Genomic DNA, 12,894 nt, shown 5'->3' with positions numbered 1-12,894 from the left:
CGGTTGCCGACCGGGCCGCGTTAGACGCCGTCCCAGAACGCGACCGCATCGGTGGTGTCCATGGCCATCAGACTCCTTGCGCCGGTGTGCTGTGCACTCAGTGGACTCGGTGCGCTCAGTGCGCTCAGTCTTGAAGGTGCGGTGCGACTCGGCACGGAATCTTGCGGTAATGGCAAGGTGACCCCATGGACCCCATGGCCCCCATGGATCACCAGACGGACGACGACGTGCTCGACGCGGTGGGCCCGCGCCTTCGCGCGCTGCGCCGTGACCGCGGCATCACCCTGGCCGCCGTCGCGGCGACGGCCGGCGTCTCGGAGAGCACTCTGTCCCGGCTCGAGAGCGGACAGCGCCGGCCGAGCCTGGAACTGCTCCTGCCGCTGGCCCGTATCTACGACGTTCCGCTGGACGACCTCGTCGGCGCCCCGCGCACCGGCGACCCGCGCATCCACCTCAAGCCGCTCCAACGGTTCGGCATGACCTTCGTACCCCTGTCCCGGCGGCCGGGCGGCATCCACGCGTTCAAAATGATCGTCCCCGCCCGGCCGAGACCACTCGAACCGACCCCGCAGACCCATGAGGGCTTCGAATGGCTCTACGTCCTCAACGGTCATCTGCGCCTGGTGCTCGGCGAGCGCAACCTGACGCTGCCGCCCGGCGAGGCAGCCGAGTTCGACACGTCCCAGCCGCACTGGCTGGGCAGCGCCGACGGCGGCGCGGTCGAACTGCTCATCCTGTTCGGCCTGCAAGGGGTACGCGCGCACGTCCGCACCGACGCGGACCGGCCGTAGCGGCGCCGGTCATTGGTGCTCGGTGTACTCAGTCGCCGGTCAGAGCGATGTCGTAGTAGCGGGCCAACGCCGCCTGCGCACCCGACCCTTGGGCCGTGACGACCCGCTGGAACCGAGCCGAGCGCAGATCGCCGGCCGTCAGGATCCGCGGGTGCTGCAGCTCCGGCGGGCAGTATCCGTCCGGGCCCTGGGCGAGGCCGTCGAGGGTGGCGGGCCGACTGCCGAGGTTGTGCAGCACCGTGCCGGCGACGTGCAGCGACTCCCGGCCGTCGCGGCCTCGCACGGTCAGCTGAAGGCCCGCGCCGCCGGACGGGGCGGGGGCGACGGCGAGGGCCGCGCACCGCACCAGGTGCACACGCGGATCACCCTCCACCTCAACGGACTTGTAGTCGTCCCCGGGCGGGCACGCCACGTTCAAGGTGTGCTCGACGTGCGGGTGGGCGCGCAGCCAGGTGCCAAGTGGCCGGTCGGCACCGAGAATCCAGGTCGGCCCGCGCAGGGCCGCGGGGTCGGTGCGCCACAGCGGGGACGGCGAGAAGCCGTCGGGGGCTTCGATCCAGGGCGCGGCGGCGGCAGAGAGGGTGGTCACGCCCGTGGCGACGACGACGGCCTCGGACCGGTGCACGGTGCCGTCGGCGAGGGTGACTTCGGCATGGCCGTCGTACCCGGCGACCGCGGTGGCGCGACCTGTGGTGCGGTACAGCAGCTGAGTGGCGCGGGCGCGGTCCAGGTCCGAACTGAGGGCGGCCGCGAGATCAGGGCCGCTGTGCCAGTCGCCGGGTACGTTGTCGAGCGCGCCGATGTGATGCAACTTGCCGCCCGGCACGCCCTGTTCGACGAGGCGTACGGACATACCGACACTGACAGCCATCAGCGTCGCGGCGACCCCGGCCGGACCCGCACCCACCACGGTCAGGTCGGTGCTGCCGGTCTGCGTCATGCGCAAGTCATCTCCCATGTCCCTTGGTACGGCGACCCATGAGAACACGTACACGCCGTACCTGTTCATCAAGCTCGCTGACACCGTCGACGACGAGGTCGGCGAGTTCCCGGCCGGGCGCGACGTGTACGTCGTGGGCCCGGCGGCCACGCTCGAGATAACCGTGCAGGGAAGGGCGGAGGTCGGCGCCTTCGCCGAGCTTGCGGAGCATCTTGCGGGCGAGCCGGACATCGGCCGGGGCATCCACGTACACACTCCAGGTGGCGAGTCGGCGCAGCAGCGGCAGCGCCAGCGCGAACGTGCCCTCGACGACGAGCAGCGGGGCCTCGGCCCGGGACCGCAGTGCGGACCGTACGAGCGCGAGGTCGATGGCCAACGGGTCGCTGAAGTCGACGACTTCACCCTCGCCGTGGAACGCCGGAACCGTCGGCGCGCGGCCGGGCCCGGTATGGAGGCAGTCGTCGAGGTGGATGACCGCGCACCGGGGAATGCCGCCCTGCAGACGCCGCGCCAGGGCGGTCTTCCCGGCACCGGCCCCACCGGCGAGCGCGAGGACCTTCTGTGCGGTACGGGTGCTCACGAGGTCCACGTTCGGAGGCCGCGGGCTGTGAGTAAAGCCGCCGGGGCGAGGGCTCTCTCCGTGCGCAGCGCTACGGGTGGTCGAGACTCGGGAAGAAGTCCCTGTCCTCCCAGCCATCCGAAAACGCTTCCAGCATCAGCTCGTAGTAACGAGCCCGCCTGAGGTCCACTTTCGCGGTGGCGTCGCGGTACCGCTTATCGACCTCTGCTCGCAGCCAGTTCAGCTTGAATCGGTGACCGAAGTACTGGACGGTCTCTCCGGCCCCGGACACCTCTCTGGAATTGAGGGCGTACAGCAAGGCCTGTCTTACGTCGTCCGACTCCGGATCCGACGCCACGCGGGCGGCGAGCTCGGCCAAGAGAGGATCCACTCGCAGCGTGGAGTACTTCTCGTCAAGTGTGTCGGATACGTTCCGAAAGCCGTTGACGAGATAGGCGTAGAGCGCGGATTCGTGCCCCGATGCCGCCTGTTCTCTCTCTGGCGTGTCGTTCACTGAGTTGAACCGCCGTCGCGGGCGTTGAGGGCGAGGTCGTTGTTGACCGTGAAGTACGGCTTGAGGCGGGTGCCGCCGCGGGACGGGTGGTCGAGGGCGAGCACCGGCCACGGGTCGGTCTTCTTGCGCTCCACGATGTCGCCGGTGATCCGGCCGATCGGTATGGGAGCCGCGTCAGTTGCGGGCAGGAGCAGCAGATCCCAGAAGTCGTTTTTCTGGGTGTGCTGCTTCAGTGCCTGGTCGTGGGGGAGGGCGAACTGGAAGCGGTCGTCGGACAGTTGGCTCACCGGTACGGCGAAGTCGTGCGTCGCCGCGGTGCGTGATGCGGCCCTCACGGTTGCCTCGGGCGTGAGCTCGGCCAGGCCGAGCAGGGTGGCGGTCACCGTCGTGGAGTGTTCACCGACGAGAACCGTGTCGATCTCGGCGTGTGCCGGCCGCTGCCAGGTGCGTACGGCCAGGAACCCGTCGGCGGTGGTGTAGGGGATCCAGGCGGAGACGCCGTCGCTGCCGACGGCCGGTGGCAGGGTCAGCAGGCGGGCCTGCTCGACGAGGCGTGCGGTCAGGCGGTGGCGTCTGCCGGTGCGCTGGGGGACGACGTAGCAGTCCCAGCGGCCCTCGGCCGGCAGATGTTCGTCGCGCTTGAGCGTGACGCCGATGTGCAGGCTCGGGGAGCTGTCGAGACGCGGGACCGGGACCCGGACCTCCCGCTCCTGAGGGTCGCGACGCAGCCGCAGAACGAGGTCGAGTGCACCGGCGGGCAGGGTCGCCGCGTCGAGCATGATGCTCAGCCCGCCGTCGACGGCGACCCGGGTGTGGGCCACGGGCCACTTCTTGGGGCGTGCCGGCGCGGCCGTTTCGGAGGCGGGCACGGAGACGGCGGGGCGGGCGGGCACAGCGACTGCTCCGACGGGAAAGGCGTTCCGCAGCGTACGGCGTACCCGCTTGAGCAACGAGGGCCGGGTCGGCGCCTGGGCGGCGGCCACTCCGTCCAGATACCGCTCGCGGGACAGGTCGTGGATGAGCTCCTCGTAGCGGCGGGCGATGGTCCGAGGGACGTAGGCCGCCGCCTTCTCGCGCGCCGCGTCTCCCATACGACGCCGCAGTTCGGCGTCTTCGATCAGCTGGTTCAGCGCGTCGGCGTAGGCGTCGGCGCCGCCGGAGAGCGGAACGAGCAGTCCGTCCGTGCCGTGGCTGATGATCTCGCCGGGCCCGTGCGGGCAGTCGGTGGCGACGACCGGGACGCCGCAGTGCATGGCCTCGACGATGGTCATGCCGAAGGACTCCATGTCGGAGGAGACGGCGACGGCTCCCTTGGCCCACTCGGTCTCGATGGGGGAGACCGGGCCCATGAGGAACGCCTGGTTGTACAGGCCGAGTTCGTCGATACGGCGGCGCAATTCCGCTCGCTGAGGACCGCGGCCGTACAGGCGCAGGGTCCAGGACGGATGGCGGGCGGCCACTTTGGCGAAGGCTTCGAGGAGCCGGTCGTAGCGCTTGACCGGGATGAGCCGGCCGGCGGCGGCGATGGTCTTGGCGTCCAGTGCGGACGGTTCGACATCGGGCGCGGGTACGCCATTGGGTATGCACTGGATCGAGGCCCGCACGTCGGGCAGGGCTCGCCGGTACTGCTCGGCATCCGCCTCGGACACGGTGACGAACGCGTCGAGACCCGCGATGGCTTCGTTCTGCCAGCCGCGCATCTGCTCGTTGTGCGCGTCGAGGCTCAGATGCTCCTGGCCGATGCGCAGATAGCGCTGCTGCCCGTCGCGGGCCAGGAAGCCGTTGAGGTCGGGGCGGGTGCCGATCACCACGTGGGCGCTCGTGTCCCGCAGGAACGCACCGATCCGCTCGTCCTCCAGGGCCGAGTAGGCGTGTGCCGCGGCCCCGTAGTGGAACATCGTGTTCGGCTGCCGCGTCAGCTCGTGATCGCCTTCGTAACCCGGGCTGTCCTTGCGCTTGTCGACCAGCGAGGTGAGCTTCACTCGCGGGTCGAGAGCCAGCGCCGGCTGGTCGAGGCTGCGATGGACGCTGACGACTTCGACGTCGTGCCTGACGGCCAGTGCGCCGGACAGGTTGGCGGTCGAGCGGATGGTGCCGCCGATCCCGTACGCGTTGTTGATCAGAAACGCGATCTTCACTTACTGCCCCCATGACTCACTGCGCCCAACTCCCCAGTGGACGCATCCACGCGGGCCCCTGAGGGCCGACGTCGACTTCACCCGGCGCGGTACCCGCGCACACATTGGTGAAGGTGCGGTAATGAAGGCATGAAATTTCAGGAAATGTCAACGTTGGGCAGGCGCGTGAGCGGCGTGCGCAGGTGTCAGACCAACGAGCGGCCGTTTGGTTGTGCCGACACTGTCGGAACGGCCTGATCCAGAGGGGTAACCGCTGCTCTTGGGACGCGACTGGCACCCTCCGGGGCAGGTGGTGGTGGTGTGCTGTGGCGGTGCCCAGGGTGTGTGCGTGATGTGCCCGTGGTGTGACTGTGGTCGCCAGTGGCTCGATGTGGACTGTGCCGTCGTGGGTGGTGGACGTCGAGCGAGAGCTCGGCCTCGCGTGGTGTGCGGGAGCCGCTTCGCAACGAGCGCCGTCCCTGCGGCAGTTGTCCTAGCGCGGCGTACTCGATCAGCGAAGCCGCCCTTTCCAGCGAGCCCAACGTCGTGCTCCACGGCCTGCCTGCGGGTGCCGTCCCGAGGCGGAACACACTTCGTCCTGCGACGAAGTCGCGGGCATCTAGCGTGATCACTGCCGCTGCGAAAGCAGCGCGGCACTGTTCTCGGATTCCTGGTGGAAGGAATGATGTCCGCAAAGCAGCACACAGAATCCACGCGGGACGCAATCCGTGTGGCCGCCGTGGGAGATGTCTTTCTGCATCGCCCCGAACCGACGTCGGCATTCGAGCACGTCCGGGAATCCTTCCGGGCCTGCGACGTGAAATTCGGGAATCTGGAAGGGGTTTACAGCCGCACCCGGGAGCGCGCGCCGAGTGCGGGCGTTCCGGTGATCGCCGACCCGGGCAACGCCGACGGCGTCGTCGCGGGCGGATTCAATCTGATGTCCCTCGCCAACAACCACAGCCTGGACGGCGGGACCGGAGCGCTCATCGAGACGCGCGACCTGCTGCGGCGCGGCGGGATCGCTGTCGCGGGGGCCGGGGAGAACATCGCGGCGGCCCGCAGGCCCGCGGTCGTCGAGGTGAACGGCAAGCGGGTCGCACTGGTCGCCTACGCATCCGTCTTCCCGTGCGGATACGAGGCACGCGCCGGGGTGCCAGGACTGGCCCCGCTGCGCGCCCATACGCACTACTCACCGTGGGAGCAGAACGAATGGAACCCGGGGCTGCTCCCCAGGGTCAGAACCATCCCCGACGAACAGGACCTCGCCGCCCTGCGCGAGGACATCGGGGCGGCACGGCAGTACGCCGACATCGTCCTGGCCAGTTTCCACTGGGGTGACTTCACCCGCCCCTTCGTCCTCACCGACCACGAAGTCGCCACCGCGCGGCTTGCGATCGACGCGGGCGCCGACGCCGTGCTCGGCCACCACCACCATCTGCTGCGCGGTGTCGAGATCTATCGGGGCAAGCCCGTCTTCTACGGCCTCGGGCACTTCGCCTTCGACCTGCCGGACATGGAGGAGCGGCTCAACCAAGCCGCCTACCTGGGACGGGGCGACGCCCGCACCCGGCGGGAGAGCGCCCGCAGGTTCGGCGACCACCACATCGGGCCGCGAGCGGGTTATCCCCTGCTCCCGTTCCACCCGGACGGGCGGCTCACGGGATTCGCGGTGCTCGACTTCGACGAGACCGGAGTTCGCGCCGGTTTCGTGCCGTGCGTGCTCGGACCGGACAACAGTCCCCGGCCCGTGTCGGCGCACAGCGCCGAGGGGGCACGAGTCATCGACTACGTGGAGCAGGGGTGCCGCGAGGAAGGCCTCGCCACCCGATTCGAGCGCGACGACGAGAAGGTCGGCGACGCCTTCGTCACCCGCATCCGGGCCGCGAACTGACCACGACGGCACGAGCGGTGCACGAGCAGCACATGAGCAGCGCCTCAGCAGCGCCCGAGTCAGCAGGACACGAAGCAGCAGTACGCACAGCAGCAGTACGCACATCCGAAACACGCAGCAGTACACGAAGGGCTGATGCACGACATGGCGGACCGCACGCGATACACGGCGACCGAGACCGGCGACGACTACTACTGGGAGCGCGTCAAGCGCAATCTCGGCTGGCTCGGCAACACCCCCGAGGAGCAGCGTGAGCGTCAACTTAAGCTGAAGAACGCGAAGATCGGAGTGGCCGGCGTCGGCGGCATAGGCGGCGCCACCGCTGAGCGGCTGGTGCGCATGGGCGTCCAGAACCTCAAGGTGGCCGACCCCGACACCTTCGAATACTCCAACATCAACCGGCAGTTCGGCGCCTCCGTCGACACCGTGGGCCGCAACAAGGCCGAAGTCGTGGCCGAACTCGTCTACAACACCACGCGCGACGTCAACATCGAGGTGTTCCCCGAGGGCATCACCGAGGAGACGGTCGACGAGTTCTTCGAGGACTGCGACTACGTACTCGACAAGATCGAGCTGTACGAGATCAACGCCCGGTACACGCTGCACCAGGCGTTCCGCCGTTCCGAGCAGTGCAAGTTCATGATGCTCACGCCGGTGTTCGGACACCGTACGTTCTTCTTCAAGTGGACCCGGGACTCCATGACCGCCGAGGACTACTTCGGCGTACCCGCCGGTGAGCCCATGACCGAGGCGAACGCCCGGCAGCTGATCAGCCGGTTCATCCCCGAGATGCCGGACTACCCGGGGCGCGAGGTCCTCGACGAGTGGTTCATCAAGAACCTCGAGTGCCCGATCTTCGCGGGTACCCCGCCGCTCGCCCAGGGCATGCTGGCCTCCCGTATCGGCCAGGCCATCACCGGGCTCGACCAGCTCCCCGGCGCCGTGCCGCTGCCGGTCACCCCCGGGTACGCGATGCTCGACACGCAGAAATGGGTCGCCAAGACGGTCGAGGGCGTCTGGTGGTAGCCGCCATGACCACCGTGTCGACCGCCACGCCGACGGCGCCGGCCTCGCGGACCGCGCCGTACGGTCAACGGCCCCGCCACGCAACGACGTTGAGCGACTGGAGCGAGCAGGACCTCGAAGCGCTCTACGACCGTGCGCAGTGGATGCTCACGCAGCCCCGCGACACGGTGGCGCGGACCGCGCCGGGGATGCTGCTCGGCACGCTATTCTACCAGAACAGCACCCGCAGCCGGATCAGCTTCGAAACCGCCGCGCACCGGATCGGCGGAGCGAGCGTGGGCTTCAGCGACGTCACCACCACCCGGGCCGGCGACTTCTACGCCGAGTCCCTGGAGGACACCGTGCGGGTCATCGGCGGATACACCGATGCCCTGGTGCTGCGGCACACCGATGACGACGCGGCCCGGCGGGCCGCGGCGGTCTCGCCGGTGCCGCTGATCAGCGCCGGCACGGGCGACCAGGAACACCCGACCCAGGTCATGCTCGACCTGTGGGTGATCCGCTCCGCGCTCGGCGCCGGTCTCCGGGGCGCGACGCTCGGCTACGTCGGCGACCCGACCTGCCGTGTCGCCCGGTCCCTGGTGTACGCGTTGCGTTCCTTCAAGGCCGCGGGCCTGGTCTTTCTGACCCCTGACGGCGCCCGTTTCCCGGCGGACGTCGTGGCCGCCATGGAGTCCGGCGGGCTCGCCTGGCGCACCGTGGAGTCGGCCGGAGAACTCCTCTCCTCGGTGGACGCGGCGTGCATCGTGCCCTTCGAGCTCTCCGATTTCCACCAGAGCGCCGTGCGCAGCCATCAGCGCCGTGACCGCCTCGACGAGCGCTTCGTCTTCAGCCGTGAGCTGCTGACCGGTGTCGGCGCGGGCGTCCCGGTGACGCACACCGGGCCGCGCGGCCCCGAACTCCCCGGTGACGTGGACGAGTTGGCGAACGTGCACTACCTCGACGGCGTCGCCAAGGGCGTGCCCCTGCGCTCCGCGCTCCTCGCGGAGCTCCTGGCCCACCGCTGACAGGCCGACCGTGCCGGGTGCGTGCCGGCTCTCCCCGACCGACTCTCCCCGACCGGCACGCTCCCGCACGGCGCCCAGCGCTCCCGCTCGGCGCTCCCGTCCGGCGCCCGGCGCACCCGTACCCGCACTTCTGGAGACTTTGGTGTTCTCACCGCCCCATCCCCCTGCCGACCCCCACGAACCCGGTGCCCCCGGAACGGCCTCCGTCGCCGTGATCGGCGCGGGCCCCCGCGGGCTCTCCGTCGTGGAGCGGCTCTGCGCCAACGCCGCCGTGGACGGCGCCGTGTCACGGCTGACGATTCACGTGATCGACCCGTATCCGCCGGGCCCCGGCCGGGTGTGGCGTACGGACCAGCCCGGCGAGCTCCTCATGAACACCGTGGCGGCACAGATCAGCATCTTCGCGGACGCGTCCGTGGAGTGCGCCGGGCCGGTCGTGGAAGGGCCCAGCCTGTACGAGTGGGCCAAGTTCTCGGCACTGATGGACACGCTGACCGACTACCCGGCCGCGATACGGGCGCAGGTGCGGGCGCTCGGCCCCAACTCCTACCCGTCCCGGGCCTGTTACGGCCACTACCTCACCTGGGCCTTCGACCGGGTGCGCCGGACCGCGCCCGACCACGTCCGCCTCGTGGTCCACCGGGCCTCGGCCCGGCGGCTGCGGGATCGCGCGGACGGCCGTCAGGACGTCGTGCTCGACGACGGCAGCACTCTCGTCGCCGGCGCGGTCGTGCTGGCGCAAGGGCACCTGGACGCCGAGCCGGGAGCCGAGGTCCGGGCGCTCGCCCGGCACGCACGGCACAGCGGCAGCGTCTATGTGCCACCGGCCAACCCCGCCGACGTGGACCTTTCGCGGCTGCGGCCCGGCCGTCCCGTGGCGCTGCGCGGGCTCGGGCTCAACTTCTTCGACTACATGGCCCTGTTGACGACCGGGCGCGGCGGCTCCTTCACGGAGGATCCGGACGGCCACCTGGTGTACCGGCCTTCGGGGCGTGAACCGCGGCTGATCGCGGGTTCACGGCGCGGCATCCCGTACCACGCGCGCGGCGAGAACCAGAAGGGCGTGGCCGAACGGCACGAGCCCCTGTTCCTCACCGAGGGCGTGATCGAGGAACTGCGGGGCCGTGCCCGCGCAGGCACCGAGGTGAACTTCAAGCGGGACGTCTGGCCCCTGGTCAGCAAGGAAGTGGAAGGCGCGTACTACGCCGCTGTGCTGGCCGGGCGCCAATGCCCCTGCGCCGTACGGAAGTTCCTGCGCCACTATCCGCGCGTGGCACGCGACGCCCAGGCGGAGGCGGCGCTCCTGGCGGACTTCGGCCTGGCCGCCGAGGATCGCTGGGACTGGCGGCGCGTCACCGAACCGCACGAGCGACGGCACTTCGACGGCGTCGCCGACTACAGCGCCTGGCTGTCCGGGCATCTGCGCCAGGACGCCCGCCGCGCGGCCCGGGGCAATGTCACCGACCCCCTCAAGGCCGCCATCGACGTGCTGCGCGACCTGCGCAACGAGATACGGCTCATCGTCGACCACGGCGGAATCAGCGGCAGTTCCTACCGCGCGGACCTCGACCAGTGGTACACGCCCCTGAACGCGTTCCTCTCCATCGGCCCCCCGCTGCGCCGCGTCCAGGAGATGGCCGCCCTCATCGACGCCGGGGTGCTGTGCGTCGTCGGACCGGGCATGACCGCCGACGCGGACGGCGCGACCGGCGGCTTCCGGATCGGCTCCGACCTCACCGGTACGCAGCCGCTGACGGCGGACGCGCTCATCGAGGCACGGCTGCCGGAGCCGGACATCCGCACCGCCCGTGACCCGCTGCTGTGCTCCCTGCTCGACGAGGGACAGTGCCGCGCGTACCGCATCGCGGATCCGCATGGGCAGGGGTACGCGACCGGCGGCCTGGAGGTATCGGGCCGCCCGTACCACCTGGTGGACGCGCGGGGCCGCCGCCACCCGGCCCGCTTCGCCTACGGCGTCCCCACCGAACACGTCCACTGGGTCACGGCCGCCGGAGTGAGGCCCGGCGTGAACTCCGTGATCCTCGGCGACTCCGACGCCATCGCGCGCAGCGCCCTGCACGTACAGGAAGCGCGGCCGCAGGAAGTGATGGAAGCAGGATGACCACTCCAGCCATGAACAACGCACTCAGCCCCATGTGGTCCGGCCGGTCCGGCGACCCGCGGGACAGCCCTCCCGCTGCCCGCCCCGCGGGCTGCTGCACTGACAGCGGGCTTTTGTCCACTGTCCGGGCCGGTGCCCCGGTGGAGTCCGTGGTCGGCGACGAGGCGTGGCTGCAGGCCATGCTGGACACCGAGGCGGCGCTGGCCAGGGCCCAGGCCCGGCTCGGGCTCATCCCTGGGGCGGCGGCCGATGTCATCGGCAAAGTGGCGTACGCCGGCGACTTCGACCTGGTGTCCCTCGCCCGGCGGGCCAGGGAGGCGGCCAACCCCGTCGTGGCCCTCGTCGCCGACCTCACCGGCCGGGTGGCGTCGGCCGATCCGGCCGCGGCCGAGCATGTGCACCGCGGCAGCACGAGCCAGGACATCATGGACTCGGCGGCGATGCTCGTGGCGGCCCGTGCCCTGGACGTCGTCCTGGAGGATCTGTCGGCAGTGGCGGCGGCCCTGGCCCGTCTGGCGGCCGAGCACCGCGACACCGTGATGCCGGGCCGCACCCTCACCCAGCACGCGGTGCCGACGACGTTCGGCCTGAAGGCCGCGGGCTGGATGTGCGCCGTCGAGGACGCCGCGCGGCGCCTCGAAGACGCCAGAAACCGGCTCCCGGCCCAACTGGGCGGCGCCGCAGGGACCTTGGCGGCGTACCACGAGTTCGCCATGGTCGATGAGAGGGCCGACCGGGACGCGATGGCCGGTCGGGAGGAGGCGACCGGCCGAGACGGGGCGACCCGCCGGGCCGGGGGGACGGGCCGGGGCGGGGTGGCCGACCGTGACGGGGCGACGGGCCGGGATGAGGTGACCTGCCGGGACGGGGTGACGGGCCGGGATGAGGTGACCTGCCGGGACGGGGTGACGGGCAGGGATGGGGCGATGGCCCGGGGCGGGGCGAGGGGCCGGTGCCGGGCCGACGTCGCGCTGTCCCTCGCCGATCTGTTCGCGGACGAGCTGGGGCTTGCCCGGCCGGTCCTTCCCTGGCACACCGCGCGGGCCCCCTTCATGTCGCTGGGATCGGAACTCGCCCTCGCAGCAGGGGTGTTGGGCAAGTTCGGCCTCGATGTGCAGAATCTGGCCCGCACGGAGATCGCCGAGGCCGTCGAGCCCGCCGCCGACGGCCGCGGGGCCTCGTCGGCCATGCCGCAGAAGCGCAATCCGGTGCTCTCGTCGCTGCTGGTGTCGGCCGCCCTCCAAGTCCCCTCCCACACCGCCACGTTGACGCACTGCATGCTGGCCCAGGACGAACGCCCCGGCGGTGCCTGGCAGGCCGAGTGGCAGCCGCTGCGCGAGGCGCTGCGGGTGACCGGGGGTGCGGCCCACCTCGCCGTGGAACTCGCCCGCGGTCTCACTCCGGTGCCGCAGCGGATGGCGCGCAACCTCGGGGCCACGGACGGCCAGATCGTCGCCGAACGCCTCGCCGTACGTCTCACCGCCGCCCTGGGCAAGTCCCGGGCCAAGCGGTGCGTGGGCCGTATCGCGGCCGCGGCGGCCGAGCGCGACGTTCCGTTCTCCCGGGCCGTCGCGGCGGACGCCGAGGTGAGCGCGGCGCTCTCCTCCGAGGTCCTGGCCGAACTCCTCGATCCGCGCGGGTACGTGGGAGTGGCCGGAGCTCTGGTCGACCGGGCGCTGGGACGCGGCCGGTCCTGAACCGCGTCATCCGGTGCGTGGACCGCACCGGACCGCACCGGACCGCGTCGGACTGCGTCGGACTGCACCGGAATGCGTCAGACCCCACCGGCCCGCACCGGCCCGCACCGGACCGGCCCTGTTCCGACCGGCGTCGGCCCCGTCCCGGCCGGCATGCCGCACCGCCGCCCCCGGCCGTGAAGCCGGGGGTGGCGGTGCGGCGGTACGGCCGGGTACGGCCGGGTGCG

At 71.0% G+C, this 12,894-nt stretch carries 10 protein-coding genes; 6 read left to right on the top strand and 4 right to left on the bottom strand.

Translation table 11 applies throughout. From position 1 onward, the window contains the following. Positions 1-203: 203 nt before the first annotated feature. A complete protein-coding gene (locus tag ACFQVC_RS34070) occupies positions 204-791 on the top strand; it encodes a helix-turn-helix domain-containing protein (RefSeq protein WP_381838186.1) in 588 nt (195 codons plus the stop codon). A gap of 28 nt (positions 792-819) precedes the next feature. Here the strand turns inward: ACFQVC_RS34070 and ACFQVC_RS34065 are convergent, their stop codons facing one another. From ACFQVC_RS34065 to ACFQVC_RS34050, 4 genes are all read right to left on the bottom strand, one after another. Continuing rightward, the gene (locus ACFQVC_RS34065; protein ID WP_381837948.1) at positions 820-1,731 is read right to left on the bottom strand and encodes an NAD(P)/FAD-dependent oxidoreductase; all 912 of its coding nucleotides are present in this window, start codon (positions 1,729-1,731) and stop codon (positions 820-822) included. A 7-nt stretch (positions 1,732-1,738) separates the two neighbouring features. Then, positions 1,739-2,311, bottom strand: coding sequence for a hypothetical protein (locus ACFQVC_RS34060; protein ID WP_381837946.1), 573 nt, complete (start codon positions 2,309-2,311; stop codon positions 1,739-1,741). Between the two features lie 70 nt (positions 2,312-2,381). Further along, positions 2,382-2,804: a hypothetical protein gene (locus tag ACFQVC_RS34055; RefSeq protein ID WP_381837944.1), complete on the bottom strand. Its 423-nt coding sequence runs from the start codon at positions 2,802-2,804 to the stop codon at positions 2,382-2,384. Then, positions 2,801-4,942 (bottom strand): glycosyltransferase family 4 protein, encoded by a 2,142-nt coding sequence (locus ACFQVC_RS34050; protein ID WP_381837942.1) that lies wholly within the window; start codon positions 4,940-4,942, stop codon positions 2,801-2,803. The genes ACFQVC_RS34055 and ACFQVC_RS34050 overlap by 4 nt, the downstream gene beginning before the upstream one ends. Before the next feature lie 661 nt (positions 4,943-5,603). On the opposite strand from ACFQVC_RS34050, the gene ACFQVC_RS34045 reads away from it, so the two are divergent. The 5 genes from ACFQVC_RS34045 (at position 5,604) to ACFQVC_RS34025 (ending at position 12,667) form a co-directional block, all read left to right on the top strand. Continuing rightward, positions 5,604-6,815, top strand: coding sequence for a CapA family protein (locus ACFQVC_RS34045; protein ID WP_381837940.1), 1,212 nt, complete (start codon positions 5,604-5,606; stop codon positions 6,813-6,815). Between the two features lie 135 nt (positions 6,816-6,950). Beyond that, the gene (locus tag ACFQVC_RS34040; RefSeq protein WP_381837938.1) at positions 6,951-7,841 is read left to right on the top strand and encodes a ThiF family adenylyltransferase; all 891 of its coding nucleotides are present in this window, start codon (positions 6,951-6,953) and stop codon (positions 7,839-7,841) included. Further along, positions 7,805-8,848 (top strand): hypothetical protein, encoded by a 1,044-nt coding sequence (locus tag ACFQVC_RS34035; RefSeq protein ID WP_381837937.1) that lies wholly within the window; start codon positions 7,805-7,807, stop codon positions 8,846-8,848. The genes ACFQVC_RS34040 and ACFQVC_RS34035 overlap by 37 nt, the downstream gene beginning before the upstream one ends. 142 nt (positions 8,849-8,990) lie before the next feature. Then, entirely contained in the window at positions 8,991-10,970 is a 1,980-nt protein-coding gene (locus ACFQVC_RS34030; protein WP_381837935.1) for an FAD/NAD(P)-binding protein, read from the top strand. Between the two features lie 32 nt (positions 10,971-11,002). Further along, positions 11,003-12,667: a lyase family protein gene (locus tag ACFQVC_RS34025; protein WP_381838184.1), complete on the top strand. Its 1,665-nt coding sequence runs from the start codon at positions 11,003-11,005 to the stop codon at positions 12,665-12,667. The last annotated feature ends 227 nt before the right edge of the window (positions 12,668-12,894 follow it).

This window comes from Streptomyces monticola (assembly GCF_042665355.1).
Classification (GTDB): domain Bacteria; phylum Actinomycetota; class Actinomycetes; order Streptomycetales; family Streptomycetaceae; genus Streptomyces; species Streptomyces monticola.
Note: the sequence above shows the minus strand (reverse complement) of the source record. Positions and strands in the feature narration are given on the sequence as shown.

Excerpts from the sequence above, each read along its gene's own strand:
- ACFQVC_RS34040 (WP_381837938.1), top strand. The coding sequence starts at position 6,951 with ATGCACGACATGGCGGACCGCACGCGATACACGGCGACCGAGACCGGC.
- ACFQVC_RS34045 (WP_381837940.1), top strand. The coding sequence starts at position 5,604 with ATGATGTCCGCAAAGCAGCACACAGAATCCACGCGGGACGCAATCCGT.
- ACFQVC_RS34035 (WP_381837937.1), top strand. The coding sequence starts at position 7,805 with ATGGGTCGCCAAGACGGTCGAGGGCGTCTGGTGGTAGCCGCCATGACC.
- ACFQVC_RS34065 (WP_381837948.1), bottom strand. The coding sequence starts at position 1,731 with ATGACGCAGACCGGCAGCACCGACCTGACCGTGGTGGGTGCGGGTCCG.
- ACFQVC_RS34025 (WP_381838184.1), top strand. The coding sequence starts at position 11,003 with ATGTGGTCCGGCCGGTCCGGCGACCCGCGGGACAGCCCTCCCGCTGCC.
- ACFQVC_RS34070 (WP_381838186.1), top strand. The coding sequence starts at position 204 with ATGGATCACCAGACGGACGACGACGTGCTCGACGCGGTGGGCCCGCGC.